Here is a 23,474-nt window from a genome sequence, read left to right on the forward strand (position 1 = left end):
GGCAACGGAGCATCTGACATGAGCAAGCACAAGATCGTGGCACCGGACGACGCATCGTCCCGCTTGCGCCCGCCCTATGCCTCGGTTCTCGATCTGATCGGGCAGACGCCGGTCGTCGAGCTGACCAAATTCGACATCGGCAAGTGCCGGCTGTTCATCAAGCTCGAAAGCCAGAATCCCGGCGGCTCGATCAAGGACCGCATCGCGCTGTCGATGATTGCCGCCGCCGAAAAACAGGGCAGACTGAAGCCCGGCGGCACCATCGTCGAGGCGACCGCCGGCAACACCGGTCTCGGCCTCGCCCAGGTCGGCATCCCCAAGGGCTACCGCATCATCCTCGTCGTTCCCGACAAGATGTCCCGCGAAAAAATCCAGCATTTGCGCGCGCTCGGCGCCGAAGTGCGCATGACGCGCTCCGATGTCGGCAAGGGCCATGCCGAATATTACCAGGACATGGCCGAAAAGATCGCCGTCGAGCTGCCCGGCGCCTTCTATGCCAACCAGTTCGCCAACCCGGCCAATCCGCTGGCTCATGAAACCACGACCGGACCGGAAATCTTCCAACAGCTCGAAGGCGACGTCGACGCGGTTGTCGTCGGTGTCGGCTCCGGCGGCACGCTGACCGGGCTCGGCCGCTATTTCGCGAAAGTCTCGCCGAAGACCGAGATGATTTTGGCCGATCCGGTCGGCTCGGTGCTGGCGCCTTTGATCAAGACCGGCAAGATGGTAGAGGCCGGAAGCTGGACCGTCGAAGGCATCGGCGAGGATTTCGTCCCGCCCAATGCCGATCTGTCGCTGGTCAGGAAGGCCTATTCCATCCCCGACAAGCAGAGCATGCTGGCGGTGCGCGACCTGCTTTCGAAGGAAGGCATCCTCGCCGGCTCGTCTTCCGGCACGCTGCTTTCGACGGCGCTCCGCTATTGCCGCGAGCAGACCGTGCCGAAGCGCGTCGTCACCTTCGTCTGCGACAGCGGCAACAAGTATCTGTCGAAAGTGTTCGACGACTTCTGGTTGGCCGAACAGGGCCTTGCCGAGCAGGAGCAGCATGGCGATTTGCGCGATCTGGTGATGCGCTCGCATCGCACCGGCGACACCGTGTATGTCGGCCCCGACGAAAGCCTGCTCAACGCCTATGGCCGCATGCGCCGCTCGGATGTTTCGCAGCTGCCGGTGCTGGACGAGGGCAAGCTCGTCGGCATCATCGACGAAAGCGATATCCTGGCCAAGGTCGAAGGCCCCTATGACAGCCGCTGGGACCGCTTCAAGGCCCCGGTCAGTACGGCCATGACCTCTACCCTGCACACGCTGCAGGCCAGCCAGACGCTGGATGCGCTGCTGCCGGTGTTCGACCGCAACGAGGTCGCTATCGTCTTCGATGGCGACGAATTCATTGGCCTGATAACCCGTATCGACCTGATCAACCATCTGAGGCGCGCCCGATGACCGTCAAAGCCACCGTATCGGGCAGGAACCGCCTCGCCTTCTCGACGCGCACCATCCATGGCGGCCAGAGCCACGACCCGACGACGGGCGCGGTGATGGTGCCGATCTACGCGACCTCGACCTATGGCCAGCAGAGCCCGGGCGTGCACAAGGGTTTTGAATATGCCCGCAGCCAGAACCCGACCCGCTTTGCCTTCGAGCGCGCTGTGGCCGACCTCGAAAGCGGCACAGCCGCCTTCGCCTTCGCTTCGGGGCTGGCGGCGATCGCCACTATTTTCGAACTGCTCGATTCCGGCGCCCACATCGTCGCCACCGACGACATCTATGGCGGCACGTTTCGGCTGCTTGAGCGGGTGCGCAAGCGCTCGGCCAACCTCCAGGTCGACTTCGTTGACTTCACTGATCTTGCCGCGGTCGAAGCGGCGATCCGCCCGGAAACCAAGCTGCTCTGGGTCGAGACGCCGACCAATCCACTGCTGCGTGTCGTCGATCTCGAAGGCGTCGCGGCATTGGCCAGGCGCAAAGGCGTGCTGTCGGTCGCCGACAACACTTTCTGCAGCCCCTATCTGCAGCGGCCGCTGGAGCTCGGCATCGATATCGTTGTTCACTCGACGACGAAATACCTCAACGGCCATTCCGACATGGTCGGCGGCGTCGCCGTGGTCGGCGACAACAAGGATCTCGCCGATCGGCTGAAGTTCCTGCAGAACGCCATCGGCGCCATTTCCGGGCCATTCGACAGTTTCCTGGCGCTGCGCGGCCTGAAGACGCTGGCGCTGAGGATGGAGCGTCATTCGTCGAACGGCCAGAAGATCGCGCACTGGCTGGAAAGCCGCCCCGACATCCGCCGTGTTATCTATCCCGGCCTGCCCAGCCATCCGCAGCACGCCATCGCCAGGCGGCAGATGCACGCCTTCGGCGGCATGATCACCATCGAGCTCGACCGCGACCTCGCCGGCACCAAGCGCTTCCTCGAGCACACGCAACTGTTCACGCTGGCCGAAAGCCTCGGCGGCGTCGAAAGCCTGATCGAGCACCCCGCACTGATGACGCACGGCTCGATCCCGGCGAAAAAACGCGCGGAGATCGGGATATCCGATTCGCTGGTGCGCTTGTCGGCCGGCATCGAGGATGGCGACGATCTGATTGCGGATCTGGATCAGGCGCTGGCGAGTTGAGCCCGGTAACAAGAAACCTTGCGAGACGTCGGCAGGACAGAGGGGGGTGAAGGATCACCGACAAGCGACAATTGTTCTGTGTCGCGCCCCGCACGCTATTCCGTTGACCCAGGCCAATTCTGCCTGAATTGTAGCGACCCGATCCTCCCGGCTCCGGAAGCTATGAACAACCGACAACGCAACCAACCGACGGCAAGCGAAGCCCCTCTCACCTTCGCCGTCCTGGTCTTCCCTGGCTTTCCGATGATGGCGTTCAGCTCGGTGATCGAGCCGCTCCGCGCCGCCAACGTGCTGGCGAAGCGGAACTGCTATCGCTGGATAATCGTCGGCGCCACCGAAGGCCCGGTCGAGGCTTCTAATGGCGTCGTCATCCAGCCCGGCTTTGCCGCCCATGACGCGCCGAAGGTCGATCGTGTCGTCGTCTGCTCGGGCGGCGATGCCGATCATCTCGTCGCGCACGATGCGGTGAGCTGGATCCGCAGGAGCCTGCGCGGCGGCGCCCATATCGGCGCGGTGGCGGATGCCGCCTTCTTCCTGGCTCGGGCCGGCCTGCTCGACGGCCATGCCTGCACCTTGCACTGGACCAGCCAGGGGGCTTTCATCGAAGCGTTTCCGGATATCGAGCTCAGGCGCGATCTCTATGTCATCGACCGCAAGCGCTTCACCTCGGCCGGCGGCGTCGGCAGTCTCGACATGATGCTGGAGATCATCACCAACGATTATGGCGCCGAGCTTGCGGCCGGCGTCGCCGAATGGTTCGTGCACAGCCCGCTGCGCTCCAGCGTCGACCGCAAGCTGATGCCGCTCAGGCTGCGGACCGGCGTGCAGAACGAACTGGTGCTGTCGGCCATCGCCATCATGGAGGATGCGGTCGAAGAGCGGCTCGGCATGGCGGAACTGGCCAACAAGCTCGGCGTCTCCTCCGATAAGCTCGAACGCAATTTCCGCTCCGAACTCAGCATCTCGCCCAACGGCTACTACCGCCGTCTGCGCCTCAAGCGCGCCGCCGACCTGCTGGCGCATTCGACGCTGATGGTGCGCGACGTGGCGCTGGCCTGCGGCTTCGCCTCGATGTCGAGCTTTGCCCGCGCGTTCCGGGAGGAGCATGGCCACGCGCCGAAGGTGATGAGGAGGCACTAGCGGCGTTAATCGCTCCACGCTGAGTTCCCGCCCACCCCCCTCTGGCCTGCCGGCCATCTCCCCCTCAAGGGGGGAGATTGGTAGCTTCGCAAGCAAAGCTCACTCGACAACTTTGGAGATTGGCGAAAGCTGAAGTGACGTCCAATCTCCCCACCTGAGGGGGAGATGGCCGGCAGGCCAGAGGGGGGTGCTGTCCGGCCAGCCTGTCTACGGCATCCAGCACAACATTTGCGGTTTTCCGCACAACGCCCGCACGTCCTTTGCTCCATGGTCTCGCTTCCAGGAGGCACCCATGAGCATCGTCGTTTTCGACCCCGACAGCACCGAGGACGTTGACTTCAAGGACCGCATGCGGCATCCGGCTGCGGCCGATCCGGCCGGCGGCATGTGGTTGTCGGATACCGAGCCGTCCTTCATCAATGCCGACGCGCTGCGCAAGGGGCGACTGGTCAAGCTGCGCGCGTGGATGCGCGAGGCCGGCTATGGCGGCGTCGTGCTGTTCGACCCCTACAACCAGCGCTACGCCACCGGCTCGCGCAACATGTTCGGCTATTTCCTGCGCAACTCGACGCGCTACTTCTTCATCCCGACCGAAGGGCCGATCGTGTTGTTCGAATATCCGCAGAGCTACCATGTCTCGATGGTGCTCGACACGATCGACGAGGCGCGGCCGTCGAAGCTGGTCTGGTCTTCGGTGTCGGGCCGTGACGACGAAACAGCCGGCCCGTTCGCCGATGAGATCGCCGAATTGCTCAAGGCGCATGGCGGCGGCTCGATGAAGCTCGGGCTCGACCGCTGCAGCCATCTGCAGGCACTGGCGTTGGAAAAGCGCGGCTGCGACGTCCGGGATTGCCAGGGCGAGATTTTGGCGGTGCGCGCGGTCAAGACGCCAGAGGAAGTAAAATGCCTGCAGGTGTCGATGGCTGGCGCCGAGGCTGCGGTCTATGCGGTGCGCGAGGCGATCAAGCCCGGCGTATCCGAAAACGAGTTGTTCGCCATCATGTATGGCGAGGTGATCCGCCAGGGCGGCGAATTCATCGAAACCCGTTTGCTGACCTCGGGCCAGCGCACCAACCCATGGTTCAATGAGGCGAGCGGCCGCAAGATCAGGCCGGGCGAACTTCTGGCGCTCGATACCGACACGATCGGCTGCTACGGCTATTATTCGGACTTTTCGCGCACCTTCCGCTGCGGCCCGGGCAAGCCGACCGATTATCAGAGATCGCTCTACCGCATGGCGCACGATCAGGTTCAGCACAACATCGGGGTCGTCAAGCCGGGCATGGCGTTTCGCGAGATTGCCGAAAAGGCCTGGAAGATCCCGGACCGCTTCGTCGACCAGCGCTACACCTCGGTCATGCACGGCGTCGGCATGCATGGCGAGACGCCGTTCATCGCGCATGCCATGGATTACGAGACCTATGGCCGCGACGGTGTCATCGTGCCCGGCATGGTGGTCAGCGTCGAAAGCTATATCGGCGAAAAGGGCGGCCGCGAGGGCGTCAAGCTGGAGGACGAGATCCTGATCACCGAGACCGGCACCGAACTCCTGTCGCGCTTTCCCTATGAGGACGATTTCCTTGACAGGCACGTTTGAGTGCTGACAGGCAGTTTTGCATGAAAAGCCCGATCTCGATCAAGCGCGGCAAGGCGGCGGCGGTGTTCATCGATCTCCAGGAGGAGCATCGGCGGGACAAGCGCTATCTGGTCGAAGGCTATGGCGACATTCTCGCCAACGTCCAGCGGCTGCAGCAGGCGGCTCGGGCCAACAATGTGCCCCTGTACCACTGGGCCTATATCGTCGATCTCGCCACGGCACGGCCGTTCCACCCGGTCGAGGCCAACGGCAAGTCGGCGTTTTCCGACAAGGACGATCCACTGACGGCGATCTGTCCGGAAGTGGGCCCGGCGACAGGCGAGACGATGCTGGTCAAGACCGATGCCAGCGCCTTCCGCGCGGGGCCTGCCGCCGAGCGGCTGAAGGCCGATGGCGTCGAGTGGCTGGTCGTTGCCGGCGTCTGGACCGAGGCCTGCATCGATGCCACCGTAAAGGACGCGGTGGCGCTCGGGTTTCGCGTGCTGCTGGTCAAGGATGCCTGCGGCAGCGGCAGCACGGCGATGCATCAGACGGCCATTCTCAATCTCGCCAACCGGCTCTATGGCGGCGCCGTCACCACCACCGACGGCGCCTGTCGGCTGCTGGCCGGCGAGACGGTCGAAGCCTGGCAGGTCGAGGGCTCGGTGCCATTGCGCTTCAGCTACGAAAACGCCGCCCGCCTCTACGCCGAGCTCTGAGCGGGACCGCGCCGCGATGATCACCGAGGCCGATCGACCAGAAACGACAGAGCGCGGAAAATACCAAACGCTGCTCGATCCGGAGCTGTGGGCCTATATCGACCGGGTCAATGAGTCGTATCCGCCCGAGATCGTCTACATGCCGATCGACAGGCAGCGGGCGGTCTATGACGCCATGTGCCGGGCGTTCCGCGAGCCCTATCCGTCCGGTGTCAAGGCCAGCGACAGCGCGGTTCCTGCCATTGACCATGCGATCCCGGTCCGGCGTTACCAGATGGCGGGCACGGCGCCACAAGCGATGGTCGTCTATTATCACGGCGGCGGCTTCGTCCTTGGCGGGCTCGACAGCCATGACGACATCTGCGCCGAGATTTGCGCCGGCACTGGCTTTCCCGTTCTGTCCGCAGACTACCGGCTGGCGCCCGAGCATCTGCATCCGGCGGCCTTCGAGGATGCGCTGGCCGTATTCGAATGGGCTGCGGCGACGACCGGCCTGCCGATCGCGCTCTGCGGCGAAAGCGCCGGAGGCAACCTGGCTGCCGCAGTGGCGCAGGCGACACGCCGCCATCCTCGCCATGCGATCGGCCAGGTGCTGATTTATCCCGAGCTCGGCGGTGACGAGCTAGACGGCCCCGAGCTGGACAGCAAAGCGCGCGCCGGCTCCTATGTCGAGCACGCAGAGGCGCCACTGCTGACATTGCGCGACGTCGAATTCTATCGGCATATCCGGGCAGGGAAGGGGCAGTCGCCGGAAGACCCGACATTTTCGCCGCTCGGCGATACGGACTTCTCTGGCCTGCCGCCGACCGTCGTCATCACTGCCGAATGCGACCCGCTGTCGGCTGACGGCAAGGCCTATCGCGATCGCATCCTTGCCGCCGGCGGCAAGGCATGGTGGCGCGAAGAGCCGCGGCTGGTGCACAGCTTCCTGCGCGCCCGCAAAACCGTACCGCGCGCCGGCCAGGCGTTTGAGCGCATAATCGCGGCAATAGCCGCGCTGGGCGGAGGTGATTGGCCTGAGTGACGCGGACCGTCCTCCAATCTCCACTGTCGCGGAACAGCGCACAACAACTGCGGAAACCCGAACACTGCTTCGGTCAGGCCAGCCCTATCATCACGCCACGTAAGGAGCCCGCATCCGCGATGCGCCGGCCCGACAGGGAGGATTTACGATGAAGTTCATGCTGACCGACCGGAAATTGCATCCGCAGGCGGAGCCCGTCGCCGATGGCTTCAAGAAAGGCCAGATGAACCGGCGCGAATATCTCGCCACCATGGCTGCGCTCGGCGTCAGCGCTGCCGGCGCGCTGGCGCTGGGCGGGCTTGCGCCGTCACCGGCCAGGGCCGAGGAACCGAAGCGCGGCGGCATCTTGCGTGTCGCCATGAACGTCAAGGGCTGGAAGGATCCGCGCACTTTCGACGGCGTCGAGATGTCCAACGTCGCCCGCCAGTGCAACGAATATCTGGTGCGCTGGAAGCGCGACTTCACCTTCGAGCCACGGCTGCTCGAGAGCTGGGAAACCAGCGACGACGCCCGCGTGCTGACGCTGCATGTCCGCAAGGGCATCACCTGGTCGAACGGCGACACCTTCAACGCCGACGACGTGATCCACAATCTGACGCGCTGGTGCGATGCGTCCGTCGCCGGCAATTCGGTCGCCGCGCGCATGGGCGCACTGGTCAACGCCGATACCAAGAAGGCCGTCGACGGCGGCATCGAGCGCGTCGACGATTTCATCGTCCGGCTCAATCTGCCCAAGCCCGACATTTCGCTGATCGCCGGCATGGCCGACTATCCGGCGCTGATCATGCACCGCAGCTATGAAGGCGACGGCGATCCGCTGAAGGCATTGGCGATCACTACCGGGCCTTGCGAACTCGTCGCATGGGACGCCGAGGTCGGCGCCGAAGTCCGCCGTAAGGACAAGCCATGGTGGAAGGGCGACTTCTACCTCGACGGCATCAAATGGGTCGACTACGGCTCCGATCCCAACGCCATGCTGTCGGCCTTCGAATCGGGCGAGATCGACACCGACCATGAAACCGCCTCCGACACGGTTGCGCAGACCGACTCCATGGGCCTGAGCAATTCGGAAATCGCCACCGGCTCGACCATCGTCGCGCGTTTCAACATCGGCAATCCGCCCTATGACGACATCAAGGTGCGCCGCGCCGCCCAGCTCGCGGTCGACAACGCCGCCGTGCTGAAGATCGGCATGGACAATCGCGGCAAGCCTGCTGAGAACCATCACGTCGGGCCGATGCATCCCGAATATGCCGATATCGGCCCGGCCGTCCGCAACACCGATCAAGCCAAGGCCCTGCTCGCCGAGGCTGGCAAGGCCGACCACGAATACGAACTCATCTCGGTCGACGTCGACTGGCAGAAGAGCACCGGCGACGCCATCGCCGCGCAGATGCGCGAGGCCGGGCTGAAGATCAAGCGCACTGTGCTGCCGGCCGCGACGTTCTGGAACGATTGGAGCAAATATCCCTTCTCCTGCACGGAATGGCTCGGCCGGCCGCTCGGCGTCCAGGTGCTGGCGCTCGCTTATAAGTCTGGCGCCGCGTGGAACGAGAGCGCCTATGCCAATCCGGAATTCGACAGTCTACTCGACAAGGCGCTGGCGATGCCTGATCCCGGCGCCCGCAAGGAGCTCATGGCCAAGATCGAACAGAATCTGCGCGATTCCGGCGTTATCATCCAGCCCTACTGGCGCTCGGTTTACCGCACCTACCGCAAGGGCGTCCATGGCTGCGAGCAGCACCAGTCGCTCGAGCAGCATTTCGAGAAGGTCTGGCTCGATGCCTAGTCTCGCCGCTCGAAAGAAAGGCCGGCGTTAGCCCGTCGCGCCCGTCGCTGAAATCTCCTGCCCGAGCCGGACCGTTTCCCGGATCAGCAGGTCAAGATCGTCGCGACGGGTGCGGTGGTTGTTGATCGCCACCCTGAGGCAATGCTGGCCATGCACTGTCGTGTCGGAAATGGCGGCGATGCCTTCTTCCTGCAGCCTCAGCATGATCTCGGTGTTGAGCGCCTTCTGCCTCTCTCCCGTCTGCCCGTCGCCGCGGTGGCGAAAACAAACGATGTTAATGTTCACCGGTGCCACCAGTTCGAGAGCCGGTTCCGCCTCGATCAGCGCGCTGAGATGATGTCCCTGCGCAATGTTCTGATCGATCAGCCGGCCGAACTTTTCGATGCCGTGCTCTCTCAGCGCCATCCACACCTTCAGCGCGCGGAAACCGCGTGACGTCTGCAAGCCGAAATCGTGCAGCCAGTGGCCGGAGGCGAGTCCGCGCGGGGTCGATTCCAGATATTCCGGCGTCACCGCGAACGTGCCGCGATGCGCGGAGGCATCCCTGATCAGCGCGCAGCCGACCTCGAATGGCGCGTGCAGCCATTTGTGCGGATCGAGCGCGATTGAGTGGGCGCGTTCAATGCCGGCAACGCGATGCGAATTGTCCGGCGCAATCGCAAGCAGGGCGCCGATGCACCCGTCGACATGGAACCACAGATCCTCTTGTGACGCCAGGTCTGCCAGCGCTTGCAGATCGTCGATCGCGCCGGTGTTCACCGTCCCGGCCGTGCCGATCACGCAGGCCGGCTTGAAGCCCGCGTTACGGTCCTCGACAATCGCCGCCCGCAACGCAGCGATGTCGATGCGCAGCCCCGCATCGCTCGGGATGCGACGCAGTGCCCGGTTGCCGAGGCCGAGCGCCTCCATCGCCTTGCGATGGCAGGAGTGAAGCTGGTCGGAGCCATAGAAACGCAGTGGCTTGTCGATGCCGGCAACCCCGTGCTCGCGTATGTCGATGCCCGCCTTGGCGTTGCGCGCCACGGTCAGCCCGATGATGTTGGCCATCGAGCCGCCGCTGACCAGCGTGCCGCTGGCCGATTGCGGAAAGCCCATCATTTCCTTGCACCAGTCGACGACCTGGTTGTCCATCAACGCGGCGGCATGGTTGCCGCCGCCGAGATTGGAGCCCTGGATCGCCGCCAGGAAATCGCCGAGCGCGCCGGTGAAATTGCTAGAGCCCATATACCAGGACCAGAAGCGCGGATGGATGTTGCCCATCGGATAGGGCATCAGCTTCCCTGTGACGTCGCCGTAGATTTCGGCCAGCGGAGCCGGCGAACGCGGCAGCGGCGCCGTGAAGAAAGTCCTCACATCAACCGGCATCTCCTGCCACACCGGACGCTCTCTGACATCGCGCAGGTAAGCGACGGCATCGTCGACGATCCGATGCGACAGGACCTGCACGTCGGCCCAGTTCGAGGGGTCAAGCGTTTCCTCGGTGGCCGTGATGGCCAATCCAGGCCTCGTGTCCATACAGGCCGCTCCCGATGTGCCGCCGTCACGCCGGAAACTGGCAGCCGGGCGTCGACTGCGAAAGCGCAGTCTCCTCGGCGTCCATCTCGGCTTCGATGCCGTCGAACAGCGGTGTCGTCATGTAGCGTTCGCCAGTATCGGGCAGCATGCACAGGATCACCGAGCCGGGCGCCGCCTTTTCCGCGATCTGCCGCGCCACAGCGAAGGTCGCTCCGCCGGAGATGCCGGTGAAAATCCCTTCCTTCTGCGCCAGCGCCTTGGCCCATTTCATGCCCTCGGGCCCGGCAATCGGCACCACCTCGTCATAGAGGCTGGCGTCGATCGCCTCTTGCAGCACGTCCGGAATGAAGTCGGGCGTCCAGCCCTGGATCGGATGCGGCTCGAAGGCCGGATGGCTGGCGGCAGGCGCGCCACCGGCGCCGCGCTGCTGCGGCTTGCCGCTGCCGATCAGCTGCGCGTTGGCCGGTTCGGCGAGCACGATCCGGGTCTCCGGACGCTCCTGCCGCAGCACGCGCCCGACGCCGACGACGGTGCCGCCCGTGCCATAGCCGGTGACGAAGCAGTCGAGCCGCGAGCCGGCGAAATCGTTGATGATCTCGCGCGCCGTCGTCGCCTCGTGAATGGCGGCGTTGGCCTTGGTTTCGAACTGGCGGGCCAAAAACCAGCCATTGGCTTCGGCCAGCTCCACCGCCTTCTTGTACATGCCAAAACCCTTCTGGGCGCGTGGCGTCAGCACCACCTTGGCGCCCAGCATGCGCATCAGCTTGCGGCGTTCGATGGAAAAACTGTCGGCCATCGTCACCACCAGCGGATAGCCCTTTTGGGCGCAGACCATGGCAAGGCCGATTCCGGTGTTGCCGCTGGTCGCCTCGACCACGGTCTGGCCCGGCGTCAAGGCGCCGCTGCGCTCGCCTTCCTCGATGATGTTGAGCGCCAGCCGGTCCTTCACCGAGGCGGCGGGATTGAAGAACTCGGCCTTCACATAGATCGTCGCATGATCCGGTCCGAGATTGTTGATGCGGATCACCGGCGTATCGCCGACCGTGTCGAGAATGCTGTCGAACAGGCGGCCGCGCCCGGCGGTGGTTCTGATTTTCTGTTGATGCAACATGTCGATCTCCTCGCTTCGTCGTTGTCTCTTGTCGTCACGGGCCGGTTACAGACCGGTGGCTTGGGCGGCGAGGTTTCGAGACCTTGCCGCACTACATTTGCCTCCCGGCAATGTGGCCATGGCGGCATCCGGCGCGGAAATTCGCCGCCGGATGCACCGTGTCGCGTTTGGTGATAAAACAAAGGCCGACTGGCCAGCGTGGGAGCAGGCGTGGAAACGCACGTGGAATCCACCCGATCGAGCCTCGACGGCGAGGTGACCGGCCTTTCCGTGCGCCTGCTCGGCCCGCTGACGATCGCACGCAACGGCATCATCATCCAGCTCCCAAAATCGCGCAAGCTGCGTGCGCTGCTCGCCTATCTGGCGCTGGCGCCGCATCCGGTCGGCCGCAGCCGGCTCTGCGAGCTTTTGTGGGACGTGCCGAACGACCCGCGCGGCGAACTCCGCTGGTGCCTCAGCAAGCTTCGAGGCGTTCTCGACGAATCCGATCGGAGCAGGATCGAGGCACAGGGCGACACGGTCGCGCTCGACCTGAACGGTGTATCCGTGGATGCCGTGGAGATTGCCTCCGCCGCGACGAAGGGAATAGAGACGCTCGAGCTCGAACGCCTGCTGGCGCTTTCCCGGCTGTTCGCCGGCGATTTCCTCGACGGGCTGGAGATCGACCGCAGCCCGCATTTCAACAGCTGGTTGACCGCTCAGCGCCGCCGCTTCAGCTCATGCCACGCGGCCGTGCTGCAACAGCTTGTCGAGCGGCTACCCAGCGATTCCGATGACGTGTCCGCGCACCTCGAAAAATGGCTAGAGCTCGCGCCATTCGACGGCCGTGTGCATCTGGCCTTGCTGACGAGGCTCGCCCAGCGCGGCCAGTTCGGCGCGGCCGAGGAGCATATTGCGGCCGCCGCACGGCACTTCCAGTCCGAAGACCTGGATTTCGGACCCGTTCGCGACGCATGGCGGGCAATCCGCTGTCAGCACGGCGCGTCATCATGGGTGCAGCCGGCCGTTCCGCTCTCGGTATCCCCTATCATGCTTGCCGATCCCAATGCCGCAACGTCGCGCAAGGCTTCGCTTGCGGTGATGCCGTTTATTGAACAGGCCGGCATCGGCGGCGTTCCTGGTGGCCCTCGCGGAGGGGTTGCCGACGGCCTGACCCACGACATCATCACCCGCCTGGCCAAGCTCAGGGATTTCTTCGTCATCGCGCGCGGCTCGGTGTTTGCCTTGGCGGAGAAAAACATCGCGCCCGAAGATGCCGGGCGGCGGCTCAACGTCGACTATGTCGCCACCGGCATGGTGCGCTGCCAGGCGGGCCGCGTCAACGTCGCGGTCGAGCTGGTCGAGGTGCGCACGGCCAGGATAGTCTGGGCCGAGACGTTCGAGCGCAAGCCGGACGACATCTTTGCCGTGCTCGATGATATCGGCAACAGCATCGTCTCGTCGATCTCGGCCGAGATCGAAACGGTCGAGCGTAACCACGCCATGCTGAAGGCGCCCAATTCGCTGAATGCCTGGGAGGCCTATCACCGCGGCCTGTGGCACATGTACCGCTTCACCCGCGCGGAAAACGAGCAGGCCCGGCATTTCTTCGACCTGGCCTTGAAGCTCGATCCTACCTTCGCCCGCGCTTATGCCGGGCTCTCCTTCACTCATTGGCAAAATGCCTTCCAGCGCTGGGGCGACCGCGATCAGGAGAGCGCCATGGCCTTCGAGGCAGCCAGCCAGAGCCTTCTCGTCGACGATCACAATCCGGCCGCGCATTGGGCCATGGGGCGGGCGCTGTGGCTGCGCGGCGAGCAGGACGGCTCCCTCATCGAGCTGGAACGCGCCGTCGACCTCAGCCCTAATTTCGCGCTTGGCCACTATGCCCTGTCTTTCGTCCACTCGCAGTCCGGCGACCCGAAGGCCGCGATCGGCTCATCCGACCATTCCAGGCATCTGAGCCCCTTCGATCCGCTGCTGTTCGGCATGCTGGGCGCCAGGGCGATGTCGCATGTCCGGCTCGGCCAGTTTGACGAAGCCGCCGAATGGGCGCTGAAAGCAGCCGCGCGTCCCAACGCCCATGCCATCATCCTGGCAATCGCCGCGCATTGCCTTGCGCTGGCGGGACGGCTGGACGAGGCTCAAGGTTTCGCCGCCGCGTTGCGCAAGACGCTGCCGAACTACTGCGCCGATGATTTCATCGGCACCTTCCGCTTCGAGCCGGACGCCGAGGCGCTGTTCCGGCAAGGCGCCAAGCGGATCGGGCTGAGGTGAAGCAGGCGCGGTTAGCCGGGTCCTCTAAACCGCTCATCGCGGCTGGCCGCCCCCAAACATCGTCATGTCCGCAGCCCAAGGCGCCAATGGTCAGATCGGTCGCAAAATTCGTCGACCGGAGCGGGTCAGACGGGCTCAACGGATTTGACATTGCCGTCGGTATCCACGAGGCAGCTTGTCTTCTTGCCGCTGGCATCGAGTTCGACCTGGTAGGTCTTGGAATCGAGCTTGCTTGATGAAACCGGAAGTATCTTGGTGCTGTCGACGCCGCTGGCCTTGGCGACCGCATTGGCGCAAAGCAGCTGAAGGTCCGCCGGCGCCGTTTCGACCTTGGTCCTGGACATCTGGTCCTGCGGCGGCGGCGATGGCGCGCTGACGCAAGCGCCAAGGGCTCCAGCCAGGAATCCAATTGCTGTCGCCCGAATCGAAGTTCTCACTGCATTTTTTGCCGACATTGCTTGTCCCTCTCCGAATGCCCTCACACGCCTTTGTAAAGTGCCGCCCCCTGCATGAGGACGATGACCTTGGCCCCGACCTTGACGCGGGATGCGAGATCGACGATGTCGTCGTTCCTCATCCGGATACATCCCGACGACACGTCGAGCCCGATCGTCCAGGGCTCCGGGGTGCCGTGTATCCGGTAGATCGTGTCCTGGTCGCGCTCATAGAGGTAGAGCGCCCTTGCGCCGAGCGGGTTGTCCGGCCCCCCCTTCATGCCTCCGGCATATTTCACCGCCTTTGGATCGCGAGCGACCATTTCGGCCGGAGGTGTCCAGGTCGGCCACTCCGCCATACGGCCGACGCGCACGATGCCGGCCCAGCCAAACCCCTCCCGGCCCACGCCGATACCATAGCGCATGGCCTGCTGACCCGGCTGCACAAGGTAGAGAAAGTGCTGGTTGCCATCGATGATGATCGTGCCCGGCACTTCCGCGGTGCGGAACTTGACCATCTGCGGACGAAATGCCTCGGGCACTTCATTATGCGCGGCATAGTATTTGCGCGCCTTGGTGCGATCGTAGTCCACCCATTTGTGGGTTTTCGGGTCAAAAACCTGTGTTCCCGCAGCCACCGCCGCCACCGCGACAAGACCGAACGCTACCGCGACAATTGTTGCAAGGGAGCTCCGCTGGAGAGTGGCGCGCCCCACGGTCATCAGATTTCGGGTCATGGATTTGCCCACCCCTGCACCCGGGCGCCTTGTGCGGCAACCCATTGTTTGGCGTATTCGTAAGGATCCTGACGCTCCACCTGGAGCGCATAACTCATCTTGGTGATTTCCTCGGGCTTCAGCTCGACCCGTTCCAGGAACGCCACCACCTTCGGATATTTTTTGCGCAGCGAGGTGGCGTAGGCGATATGGAAATTGGCGGTATCCCATGACACCGGCGCGCTGGAGTTCGAGACCCAGAGCGGGTCCTCTGACGGCAGTACGATCTTCCACTTTGCCGGGTCGAAGGGCGGCTCGGTAAGCCGGACAATGTCGCGCAGCTCAAACATGTAATGCGGCGCGTAGCAGGCAAACACCATCGGGTGATCCGTGGCGACCGCGGCATCGACAGCCGCCATTCCGGCATCCTCGGGCGTCTCCAGCAAGGTCATTGTCTTGGCATAGCCATAGCTGTTGGCGCCGACGCGCTCGATAGCGGTTGAGGACCAACCCTCAGCGCCTATCCAGAGTTCGCCACGTCCGTCGCCATCGGTATCCAGCGCGGCGGTTTTCTTCGGGTCGCTGAGATCCGAAACGTCGTGAATTCCAAATTTGTCGGCTGCTTCACGCGTCGCGCATATGCCTTACCATGCCGGCACGCCAATAGGGCTGATGGCCACCGTGCCGGCACCGTCCACATATTTCTTCACCAGATTGTCGAGGTTGGGCAGCCAGATTTCGGGATGAATATCCACCTCACCCGAATTGAGGCCGGCAAAGGCGATAAGCGTCCCCATCTCGCGCACGTCGGCATCAAGCCCGAACTTTTCCTTCAGGCTGACCTTGAGGATGTTTGCCGTGGCCTGGCCGGACGGCCAGTTCGGCATCGCAATGACGAGATCAGCCGCGTGGACCGGGATGTTTAGCGCCAGCATCGTCAACGCTGCCAGCGACATTTGCCGCAGGCACTGCCGAAATCGGTTGTGCATCTCTTCCCCCCCTCGCTTCGGTGCTGAAATGAACCGGGACGGGAACAAACTGTCGCGGCAAGCACCGGGTTGTGACACCAGCCCCATCTTCCGACGGGCAACTGCTGAAGGTGTGGCAGTGCGTTAGCCAAAGAGAGCGCCTTCACGTGCCTCCCCTGCACGCTACCCGATGACAATCCGACTGGGAAGATGCTCACAACGCGGCCGCGGCGCCCCCACTGCGCCTCTATGCGGCACGCCGCAGCGTTGAAAAAGTCGAATGATTGAGCGGCGTTTCTTTCGGCCTGCGCAACGGCTTGGCTGGATTCGAAAAAAATACCACAATAGATTCGGATTATAGCGATCATATAAGAAGCGATGCCGTCGCGCTATTTTACAAGGCTGTGCGAAAATTCGCAATAACATATGAAACTACTTGCAATAACACGAGATAAAGAGGAATGAAGCTAAGAGCGTATTCCGCACACTTGCTTCCGATCATATTTCAGAATCTGCTAAGATAGCCGGCGCTGGTTCCGAATTATTAAGCATTTACAAAATTCATCCCCGCAATATTGGGTTTTTCCTTGCCGCAGGCCGAATCGGATGCAACTTTTTGGAAGCACAGCCGCGTCAGCGGATTGTTGAAGCATGCTTGGGCGGACGGGGCACTAAGCATGGAGAGGAATATTGACATTCGCTAATGCGGCGGCCCCCGCTGGGAGCGTTCCCTCCCACGTAAGAGATTACGGCAACCGTCGACTAAGTCGTCGAATGCATCGCCCACAGCCTGGCTCTCGTTCGATGGCCGGCGAAGCTTTGCCCTCCTCCGATTGGCGCCAGCCTTCGCGGCAAAAGCGGCGATCGCCGCCTGCAATGGCCTTCCGATATGGACGATGTCCGCCGCCAGCCAGTCGGAGGAATGAATCATGAAACTCGTAATCTGTGCGGCCTTGGCCACTGCTTTGATGGCAATCTTCGGTTGTACCACCGACGACTACGATGGTTGTCGCGGAAAGGGCTGCCTGGTTGATCGGTCCCATAAAGGGAGCCGGAAGATAGACGACCGGCCGCAGTTCGACAGGAACGGCAATCCCAACTTCGATACCAGGGGCCGTTACATCGGCTGCCATGGGCTCGGATGTAAAGTCGACGATCCTGATGACGGGGATCAAAGCATCGACGACAGGCCGCAGTACGACAAGGAAGGCAATCCGAACTTCGATACGCAAGGCAACTACCAAGGCTGCCGCGGCATCGGCTGCGAGGTCGATACACCGGACGATGACAACTCATCGGACGACGACGATTCCGATTAGTGGACCCTCCAATACGAACGAAGAGGATGCCCTCATGTTTGAATCCAACGGTCTTATCCCGCGATGTGCCAAAATCGTGATGATCGGCCTCATGGGGTTGGGAATGACGCTGACCTTCGCTTTCGCCGCGAATGGTGCCTGCGACGGCGTAAAGGTCGATGTGACGAAGGCGCGCAAGCAGGAATATGCCCCCCTCGTTGCCTCGGCGTTGGACAACAAGGTCAAGCCAGCTCGGGTGAAGTTCATCACGATCATGGAGAACGGCAACTGGAGCGCCGCCTACGTCTCCACGCCGGTGAGCGACGACGGCGTGATGTTCTTCCAGACGGTCGACGGAAAAAAGCAATTTCGCGACGTGTGGGGCGGCTATGCCGACCCGTCGGAAAAACCTGAACTGGTATCCTGGGCGAAGAAGCTCGGAGCGCCGCAAGATCTGGCAAGGTGTTTTGCCGAGGAAGTTACGGAATGACGGTGATGATCGCTGGAATTGCCGCTGACCGTGGTGCAGGGGGAGAATGATTGGTGAGCGCTCCGGGGCGCCGGGCCTCTGAGGTCGATTCCAATCATCAGCTGCAGGATGTGCAAAATGCAAACTGTTCGAAAGTCCAGACTGATAATGCAGTTCGCCCGTGCATTGGCAACTTCAGTGAAAATGACGGCTGTTGTGAGTGTAGCCGTCCCGCACACGATCAATGTTGCGCATGCCAGCAAATATGATCTGCCGAAACCCTATGTTTCCCGGGCTCTTAACGCGGTTTTGATACCCATCAACCACGCCTCTCGGCACCGCTACCAGATCCCGCCCAAGCTTCGCGGGGTGTATGTCTTGGCCGTTGCACCCCATGGCGTTGCCGCGCGGCAAGGCATCCGGCCGGGTGACGTGCTTGCCACAGTGCGGCATCAACCGATTTCGACGCCGACCGATGTCGACCGACTCGTATGGGCCGCTCTTGCCGTGAGCGCTACCAGTTTTCTGTTTGGCGTGAACCGCGGAACAGAAGTCGCAGATGTCGTCGAGGTCAATGCCAACATCACCGTCAACAACTTCAATACCAACATCTCGGTCAACAATATCTCGCAATGGACGAGCGTCGATAACCATGAGGAGTGGACGCAGATCGTCGATCAGTACGACGACGAGATGGAGACAAGCCTCGAAGACACAAGCTATCGCGAAGACGACTCGCTGCCCGGCGACACCAGTCCAGACGTAACTCCTCCCGATGCTGATGACGATTCCGACGATAACAACGCGGACACCGATGGCGATAGCTCGGACGACAGCACCGACGGCGACAGTTCCAATGATCAGGACGATTCGAGCGATCAGAATGACGATGATGGTGATGACGACAACAACACCGACAACGATAGCTCGGATGACAATACCGACGACAATAATTCCGGTGATCAGGACGATTCGACCGATCAGAACGAAGATGAAGACTCAACGGCCGGTGATGATGACCAGGACAGCACCGACACCGACGACGATAGCACGAATGACGATGCGTCGGATGACAGTACCGGCGACGCTGACGGATCGGACGATGACGATGCCAACTAGCAGCCGACCGTGCCGGCTGTTCTAAACAGAGGGCAATCGATGAAAACCGCGATACTGACAGTTGCCGTGGTTCTGGCCATGCCAGCTTTCGCCTTTACTCAGGACATGAACAAGTGCGCCGATGCCGAGGATCTGGCCGCCCCGAACGAGTGCGCCGATGCCGCGTTCAAGCAATCCGACAAGAAGCTCAACGAGCTTTACAAGCAGATCGAAGCCCGCCTGAACGACGATGCGGATACCAAGACGCTTCTTGTTCAAGCACAGCGGGGTTGGGTCAAATTTCGCGACGCGGAGTGCAGTTTCCAGACCGCAGGATCGGTCGAAGGAAGCATGACGCCAATGCTCATCGCGCAGTGCATGGACAGCCTGACGCAATCCCGGGTCAAGGACTTCGAGGGTTACCTGAAGTGCCAGGAAGGCGATCCGAGCTGCCGCGTTCCGGCAGCGAACACATCACCTGCCGTATCCCCTGTGGCCGATGAGAACGGCCGGACCGGCCTTGCCCAGGCTACCGGCCCGATATCCATTCCATTGCAACATGTCAGGGAATACGGACTCGACAGTGATGAAGTCATCTATCACAAACTCGGGATCGTGGTGGGCATCAATGGTGCCACGCCTCGTTTGTACGAATTCGACACCGGGTCGGATGAGTTCAACGCGGAGATCGATTCGAGTGTCCCCGGCATAAAGCCGGTGCCCGGCAGCAAGCCTGGAATGTACCCGTATGGAGACGGCACCTATGGAGATTGGGTACAACAGGTCCGTTTCGACAGCCTGTCCTATTACGATCCGGATGATCGCTCAAAGCCTGTCGTAACCCTCGATGGCGACTTCGCCGCTGGTCGGGTGGTGGATTACGTCTACACAAAGGGTTTCGGCGACCTCGAGGATGTGAAATTGACGCAAAAGCCCGTGGGCCACCACGGCGATACGCCGGTCTATGCGGATCTTAATGCGCGCAAGAGCATGCAGAACGGCGAACCCGGTGATTCGACGACGTTTTACGGCGTCTTTGGAGCCGCCGATTTTATCTTTGCGGGAGATCAGACCACTGCCCCCGGCAGTCAAACCCAAAGCGGCTATGTGGTCTCTGCCAATGCAAATCTTGGAAAAAAGAAGACCACACCGGGTTGCGTTCCCTGCCTGGCGCTGAATTTGTCCCCCAGTTTGAGATCCCAGTTTACGGCCCTGATGCCTTGGGGCGAACTGGGTTCTCAGCTTTACGAACATTACCAGAAGAGATTCCCGCAAACAGGCGCGAACGCATCCAATGTGAACGAAGGCTCTTACCGTTATACAATTTCTTTTGACTATATGGGAAAGAAACGTTCGGTTGATTTCAATGGGCCCGTGTTGTTGGATACAGGAACGGCGACTTTTGTCTCCATAACCTCAGAGGGTGTTTTAAATAAGCTTCGATCGAGAGGATTTCAAATCAAGGAATATAGTTCTGATATAATGGACTTAAAATTCTTTGGATTTGACGATAGCTTTAACAACAAGGAATACAGCGATGTCGTTATCGATCGCCAAAGTGATGAGGTTAACGGCAATGGAATTACTATCGGCTTACCCTTCTTTCAGTCCAATTCCGTAATGTATGATCTGGAAAACAAGACGACCGCATATTCACCCTATTTTGTCAGCGCTGGCAACTTTACGACAGACGGGGGTGCCAAGGATCAAGTTCAGCTGAATCGCGCGACCAGCGATGCTGGAAGCAAGGGATGGCTCGGACTGGCCGGCATCGTCTCCGGCGCCGGCGACTTCACGATCGAGAAGGACGCGGACGTGCGCATGACCGGGGGCAATACCTACACCGGCACAACCCATATCGCGGCCGATGGGTGTCTTACCCTGGCCGGGCCGGGCAGCATCGAGCATTCCTCGCGCGTCACGGTCGACGGTGTGCTCAACCTCAATCAAAAAGGAAACCACCTGAAGTCCTGGGGAGTGGCGCACTCCCTCAACGATACGGCCATTCGCAACCTGAACGGCAAAGGCGAGGTCTATCTGGGTGCGGGCAGACTGATCCTGACAGAAGCCAACGGGCAATTTGATGGAACCATAGCGGACTTTGATGACGCCGGCATGAGCGGCGGCCTCGTTGTCGCCGGCGGCAAGCTGACGCTGAGCGGCAAGAACAACTATTCCGGCGTGACGGAAGTCGCGTCAGGGGCGCAGTTGCGCGTGACCGGCTCTTTGGCCGGTGACATTTCAGTCTCGGGATTGCTTGTCGTTGACGGGGAGGTCTCCGGCAAAGTCACGGTCAAGGAAGGCGGCAGGCTGACCGGCTTAGGAAAGCTCGGCAGCGTCACGCTCGCCGATGGTGGCAAAGCCGATCCAATGAAAACCAGATAATAGGAAAGGACAATCGATGAAAACCGCAATACTGACTGCCGCCGTGGTTCTGGCCGTGCCGAATTTCGTACTCGCCCAGGACAAGTGCTACGATGCCGCCAAGGATCAGGCCTCGCTGAATGCGTGCGCCGATGCGGCGTTCAAGAAATCCGACAAGAAGCTCAACGAGCTTTACCAACAGATCGAAGCCCGCCTGAAGGGCGACGCGGATACCAAGAAGCTTCTCGTTCAGGCGCAGCGGGATTGGGACAAATTTCGCGACGCGGAGTGCCGTTTCCAGACCGCGGGAGCGGCCGGAGGAAGCGCAATGCCAATGCTCGCCGCGCAGTGCATGGATAGCCTGGCGCAATCCCGTGTCAAAGCCTTCGAGGGTTACCTGAAATGCGGCAAGCAGGGCGATCCGATGAGTTGTCCCGTTCCGGCCGCGAATTGACACGTCGGTGCCGGGATGAAGACCTTCATCGTATCTGCAGTGCACTTGATAGCTGGGCTGTTGCTGGCGGCAATTGTTCCGGTCGCAAGTGCCGCTGAGATCCCCGAAGGGGATTATTACATCGTCGCGAAGCATTCCTACAAAGCGCTCACCGTCTTTGAAGACAGGCATGGCGAGATCGTGCTTGGTCAGTCCGCTCGCAAACCCAAGGATGGTCCCGCGCAGCTATGGACCATCACCAGGGCGACCGGGGAAACGAACGGCGCAACCTATCAGATCCGGTCTCGACGATACGGAACGTATCTTGCTGGGGGCGACGAAGACGAAAACGGGAATACGAGTGTCGTCCTCAAGGACGAGCAGTCCGCTGAGGGGCAGGCATGGCGCTTCAAGCCGCATCTGAACAGCTATGGCATCGAGCTGGATGACAGCGGCACGACGCTCAACGTCAGGGCCAATGAACGTGCGGACGACGCTCAGATCATCGTCTATGACGCCAGCTTGGACGATAACGCCCAGTGGTTGCTTTATCCGGCCGGCAATGGCGACCGACCGGCAGCGGCGTCGGCAGCGGTGTCGGAATTCGACAATCTGAACAAGCGCTATCGCCTCGCTCCGATGCCTGCAGCCACACCCGAGGCCAATAGGCTGAGACGCACGAAGCTGATGGACGATCAGCCAAGCGGTGTGTTCGTGAGAAAGGGAGAGGCAGTATCGGTTACGGCCGAAGGCCTGCCGCCTTCCCCCGACGGCTTGATGATCATGATCGGCCCGATGAACAGCTTCTATGACGAAAGACCCCAGGATGACCCGCAATTGGTCATTGCCAAGGAAGGGCGCACCGACTTCACGGCGAAGCGCGACGGGCTGATCCATTTCCGCTACGCCTACAGCGGCTTCAGTGCGGCTCTGCCTCCGATCGACGTGGCAATCGTGCGCGGCGGCAGTTCGATCCCCCTCTACGTCAAGGGAAAAACAAGCTTCGAAGACTGGCGTAAAATGCTCACCGACATGCCCGGTGCGCCATTCGTCGAGATGATAAGCGAGCGTGTTGCCATTACCGCGACCCGCAAAGTCTATATGAGGGCGCCTCAGGACGACCCTGCGGAAATTCTCGACGCCCTCGAGCAAATTCTAGGCTGGTACGATGCACTATCCGGTCTCGACGGTTCCTCCAAACTTCATCGGGCATCCCGTTTGCGCATGCACTATCAGCAGGACACGGTGACACCGGCGAAGGTCTTCGACGACGGCATATACATGTACGCTGGCAACTATTTTATGGGTGTCCCCGGCAGCAACATGGGTGATTTGCTGGACGTGAATAAGCTGCGGCAAGCGTGGTCGATCTGGCATGAAACCGGCCATATGTACCAGCAGGAGGATTGGACCTGGGGCGAGATCGTAGAAACTACGGTCAATATCTATTCCCTCAATGCCCAGGCACATTTTGGCCATCCGTCCCGCTTGAAAGAGCGCGATGACTCTACCGGCAAGACGCCGCTGGATCTGGCGGCGCGATATCTGGCGCGGAAGACGCGCGATTTCGACAATGAAAAACAAATGCGCCAGCGCGGATGACGACGATGAGCTTTGGGTGCGGCTGGTCATGTTCGATCAATTGCGCCGGGGTCTCGGCGAGGACTTCTATCCGAAGCTTCACCGATATTACCGCGAGCATCCACTGGACGATGCCAATAAGCAGGATGCGGTCAAGGTACAAACCTTCATCCTGCGTGCCAGTACGGTCGCAAATCAGGACCTGACCCGGTTCTTTTCCGATTGGGGGCTGCACATAGAGCAGGAAACCGCCGACAGATTGAAGCGTTTGAATCTGCCTCCAGCAGATCCTCAACTGTCGCGCGTTGGTCTGAATGTTGTTTCACGGTGAAGCCGGCGGCGAGCGTGATGCGGGAGCCAGA

The 23,474-nt window shown here is 61.6% G+C and carries 19 protein-coding genes and 1 pseudogene; 15 read left to right on the forward strand and 5 right to left on the reverse strand.

The genetic code is table 11. From position 1 onward, the window contains the following. Positions 1–18: 18 nt before the first annotated feature. The 7 genes from NKH29_RS10005 to NKH29_RS10035 all read left to right on the forward strand — a co-directional run bounded on the left by NKH29_RS10005 (position 19) and on the right by NKH29_RS10035 (position 8,869). Entirely contained in the window at positions 19–1,443 is a 1,425-nt protein-coding gene (locus tag NKH29_RS10005; RefSeq protein ID WP_352481345.1) for a pyridoxal-phosphate dependent enzyme, read from the forward strand. Then, complete coding sequence (locus NKH29_RS10010; RefSeq protein ID WP_352481346.1) at positions 1,440–2,621, forward strand: cystathionine gamma-synthase; 1,182 nt, start codon at positions 1,440–1,442, stop codon at positions 2,619–2,621. The genes NKH29_RS10005 and NKH29_RS10010 overlap by 4 nt, the downstream gene beginning before the upstream one ends. A 162-nt stretch (positions 2,622–2,783) precedes the next feature. Beyond that, a complete protein-coding gene (locus NKH29_RS10015; RefSeq protein WP_352481347.1) occupies positions 2,784–3,761 on the forward strand; it encodes a GlxA family transcriptional regulator in 978 nt (325 codons plus the stop codon). A gap of 292 nt (positions 3,762–4,053) precedes the next feature. After that, the gene (locus tag NKH29_RS10020) at positions 4,054–5,358 is read left to right on the forward strand and encodes a M24 family metallopeptidase (protein WP_023718786.1); all 1,305 of its coding nucleotides are present in this window, start codon (positions 4,054–4,056) and stop codon (positions 5,356–5,358) included. A gap of 20 nt (positions 5,359–5,378) precedes the next feature. Continuing rightward, on the forward strand, positions 5,379–6,056 hold the full coding sequence (locus NKH29_RS10025; protein WP_352481348.1) for an isochorismatase family protein: 678 nt from the start codon (positions 5,379–5,381) through the stop codon (positions 6,054–6,056). 16 nt (positions 6,057–6,072) lie between these two features. After that, complete coding sequence (locus NKH29_RS10030) at positions 6,073–7,080, forward strand: alpha/beta hydrolase (protein ID WP_352999498.1); 1,008 nt, start codon at positions 6,073–6,075, stop codon at positions 7,078–7,080. Positions 7,081–7,228: 148 nt separating this feature from the next. After that, positions 7,229–8,869 (forward strand): ABC transporter substrate-binding protein, encoded by a 1,641-nt coding sequence (locus NKH29_RS10035; RefSeq protein ID WP_352592243.1) that lies wholly within the window; start codon positions 7,229–7,231, stop codon positions 8,867–8,869. A 27-nt stretch (positions 8,870–8,896) separates the two neighbouring features. Here the strand turns inward: NKH29_RS10035 and NKH29_RS10040 are convergent, their stop codons facing one another. Then, positions 8,897–10,384, reverse strand: a complete 1,488-nt coding sequence (locus NKH29_RS10040) for a pyridoxal phosphate-dependent decarboxylase family protein (RefSeq protein WP_352481350.1) — start codon at positions 10,382–10,384, stop codon at positions 8,897–8,899. A 25-nt stretch (positions 10,385–10,409) separates the two neighbouring features. Further along, positions 10,410–11,495, reverse strand: coding sequence for a PLP-dependent cysteine synthase family protein (locus NKH29_RS10045; protein WP_352481351.1), 1,086 nt, complete (start codon positions 11,493–11,495; stop codon positions 10,410–10,412). A gap of 222 nt (positions 11,496–11,717) precedes the next feature. Between NKH29_RS10045 and NKH29_RS10050 the strand changes: the two genes are divergently transcribed. Next, complete coding sequence (locus NKH29_RS10050) at positions 11,718–13,751, forward strand: transcriptional regulator (protein ID WP_352895362.1); 2,034 nt, start codon at positions 11,718–11,720, stop codon at positions 13,749–13,751. 125 nt (positions 13,752–13,876) lie between these two features. On the opposite strand, the gene NKH29_RS10055 is transcribed toward NKH29_RS10050, so the two are convergent. From NKH29_RS10055 to NKH29_RS10065, 3 genes and pseudogenes are all read right to left on the reverse strand, one after another. Then, positions 13,877–14,095: a hypothetical protein gene (locus NKH29_RS10055; RefSeq protein ID WP_031212349.1), complete on the reverse strand. Its 219-nt coding sequence runs from the start codon at positions 14,093–14,095 to the stop codon at positions 13,877–13,879. A 134-nt stretch (positions 14,096–14,229) separates the two neighbouring features. Next, on the reverse strand, positions 14,230–14,922 hold the full coding sequence (locus NKH29_RS10060) for a L,D-transpeptidase (protein WP_502896957.1): 693 nt from the start codon (positions 14,920–14,922) through the stop codon (positions 14,230–14,232). Continuing rightward, positions 14,919–15,890 (reverse strand): annotated as a pseudogene (locus NKH29_RS10065) (ABC transporter substrate-binding protein). Before NKH29_RS10065 ends, NKH29_RS10060 begins: the two are co-directional and overlap by 4 nt. 908 nt (positions 15,891–16,798) lie before the next feature. On the opposite strand from NKH29_RS10065, the gene NKH29_RS10070 reads away from it, so the two are divergent. The 7 genes from NKH29_RS10070 (at position 16,799) to NKH29_RS10100 (ending at position 23,443) form a co-directional block, all read left to right on the forward strand. Then, a complete protein-coding gene (locus NKH29_RS10070; RefSeq protein ID WP_031193957.1) occupies positions 16,799–17,188 on the forward strand; it encodes a hypothetical protein in 390 nt (129 codons plus the stop codon). 34 nt (positions 17,189–17,222) lie between these two features. Beyond that, a complete protein-coding gene (locus NKH29_RS10075; RefSeq protein ID WP_352481353.1) occupies positions 17,223–17,657 on the forward strand; it encodes a hypothetical protein in 435 nt (144 codons plus the stop codon). Positions 17,658–17,774: 117 nt separating this feature from the next. Next, positions 17,775–18,755 carry a PDZ domain-containing protein gene (locus NKH29_RS10080; RefSeq protein ID WP_352999500.1) on the forward strand — a complete coding sequence of 327 codons (981 nt, stop codon included), beginning with the start codon at positions 17,775–17,777 and terminating at the stop codon, positions 18,753–18,755. Positions 18,756–18,794: 39 nt separating this feature from the next. Further along, a complete protein-coding gene (locus tag NKH29_RS10085; protein ID WP_352895365.1) occupies positions 18,795–21,119 on the forward strand; it encodes a lysozyme inhibitor LprI family protein in 2,325 nt (774 codons plus the stop codon). Positions 21,120–21,162: 43 nt separating this feature from the next. Further along, on the forward strand, positions 21,163–21,552 hold the full coding sequence (locus NKH29_RS10090; RefSeq protein WP_352481356.1) for a lysozyme inhibitor LprI family protein: 390 nt from the start codon (positions 21,163–21,165) through the stop codon (positions 21,550–21,552). 15 nt (positions 21,553–21,567) lie between these two features. Continuing rightward, a complete protein-coding gene (locus NKH29_RS10095; RefSeq protein ID WP_352999502.1) occupies positions 21,568–23,133 on the forward strand; it encodes a M60 family metallopeptidase in 1,566 nt (521 codons plus the stop codon). Next, positions 23,105–23,443 (forward strand): M60 family metallopeptidase, encoded by a 339-nt coding sequence (locus tag NKH29_RS10100; protein ID WP_352789121.1) that lies wholly within the window; start codon positions 23,105–23,107, stop codon positions 23,441–23,443. The genes NKH29_RS10095 and NKH29_RS10100 overlap by 29 nt, the downstream gene beginning before the upstream one ends. Positions 23,444–23,474 lie beyond the last annotated feature (31 nt).

Origin of the sequence: Mesorhizobium sp. M1295, from assembly GCF_040318135.1 — a bacterium.
Classification (GTDB): Bacteria; Pseudomonadota; Alphaproteobacteria; order Rhizobiales; family Rhizobiaceae; genus Mesorhizobium.

Coding starts and splice junctions, on each gene's coding strand:
- NKH29_RS10005 (WP_352481345.1), top strand. CDS start 19: ATGAGCAAGCACAAGATCGTGGCACCGGACGACGCATCGTCCCGCTTG.
- NKH29_RS10010 (WP_352481346.1), top strand. CDS start 1,440: ATGACCGTCAAAGCCACCGTATCGGGCAGGAACCGCCTCGCCTTCTCG.
- NKH29_RS10015 (WP_352481347.1), top strand. CDS start 2,784: ATGAACAACCGACAACGCAACCAACCGACGGCAAGCGAAGCCCCTCTC.
- NKH29_RS10020 (WP_023718786.1), top strand. CDS start 4,054: ATGAGCATCGTCGTTTTCGACCCCGACAGCACCGAGGACGTTGACTTC.
- NKH29_RS10025 (WP_352481348.1), top strand. CDS start 5,379: ATGAAAAGCCCGATCTCGATCAAGCGCGGCAAGGCGGCGGCGGTGTTC.
- NKH29_RS10030 (WP_352999498.1), top strand. CDS start 6,073: ATGATCACCGAGGCCGATCGACCAGAAACGACAGAGCGCGGAAAATAC.
- NKH29_RS10035 (WP_352592243.1), top strand. CDS start 7,229: ATGAAGTTCATGCTGACCGACCGGAAATTGCATCCGCAGGCGGAGCCC.
- NKH29_RS10040 (WP_352481350.1), bottom strand. CDS start 10,384: ATGGACACGAGGCCTGGATTGGCCATCACGGCCACCGAGGAAACGCTT.
- NKH29_RS10045 (WP_352481351.1), bottom strand. CDS start 11,495: ATGTTGCATCAACAGAAAATCAGAACCACCGCCGGGCGCGGCCGCCTG.
- NKH29_RS10055 (WP_031212349.1), bottom strand. CDS start 14,095: ATGTCCAGGACCAAGGTCGAAACGGCGCCGGCGGACCTTCAGCTGCTT.
- NKH29_RS10060 (WP_502896957.1), bottom strand. CDS start 14,922: ATGACCCGAAATCTGATGACCGTGGGGCGCGCCACTCTCCAGCGGAGC.
- NKH29_RS10070 (WP_031193957.1), top strand. CDS start 16,799: ATGAAACTCGTAATCTGTGCGGCCTTGGCCACTGCTTTGATGGCAATC.
- NKH29_RS10075 (WP_352481353.1), top strand. CDS start 17,223: ATGTTTGAATCCAACGGTCTTATCCCGCGATGTGCCAAAATCGTGATG.
- NKH29_RS10080 (WP_352999500.1), top strand. CDS start 17,775: ATGCAAACTGTTCGAAAGTCCAGACTGATAATGCAGTTCGCCCGTGCA.
- NKH29_RS10085 (WP_352895365.1), top strand. CDS start 18,795: ATGAAAACCGCGATACTGACAGTTGCCGTGGTTCTGGCCATGCCAGCT.
- NKH29_RS10095 (WP_352999502.1), top strand. CDS start 21,568: ATGAAGACCTTCATCGTATCTGCAGTGCACTTGATAGCTGGGCTGTTG.
- NKH29_RS10100 (WP_352789121.1), top strand. CDS start 23,105: ATGAAAAACAAATGCGCCAGCGCGGATGACGACGATGAGCTTTGGGTG.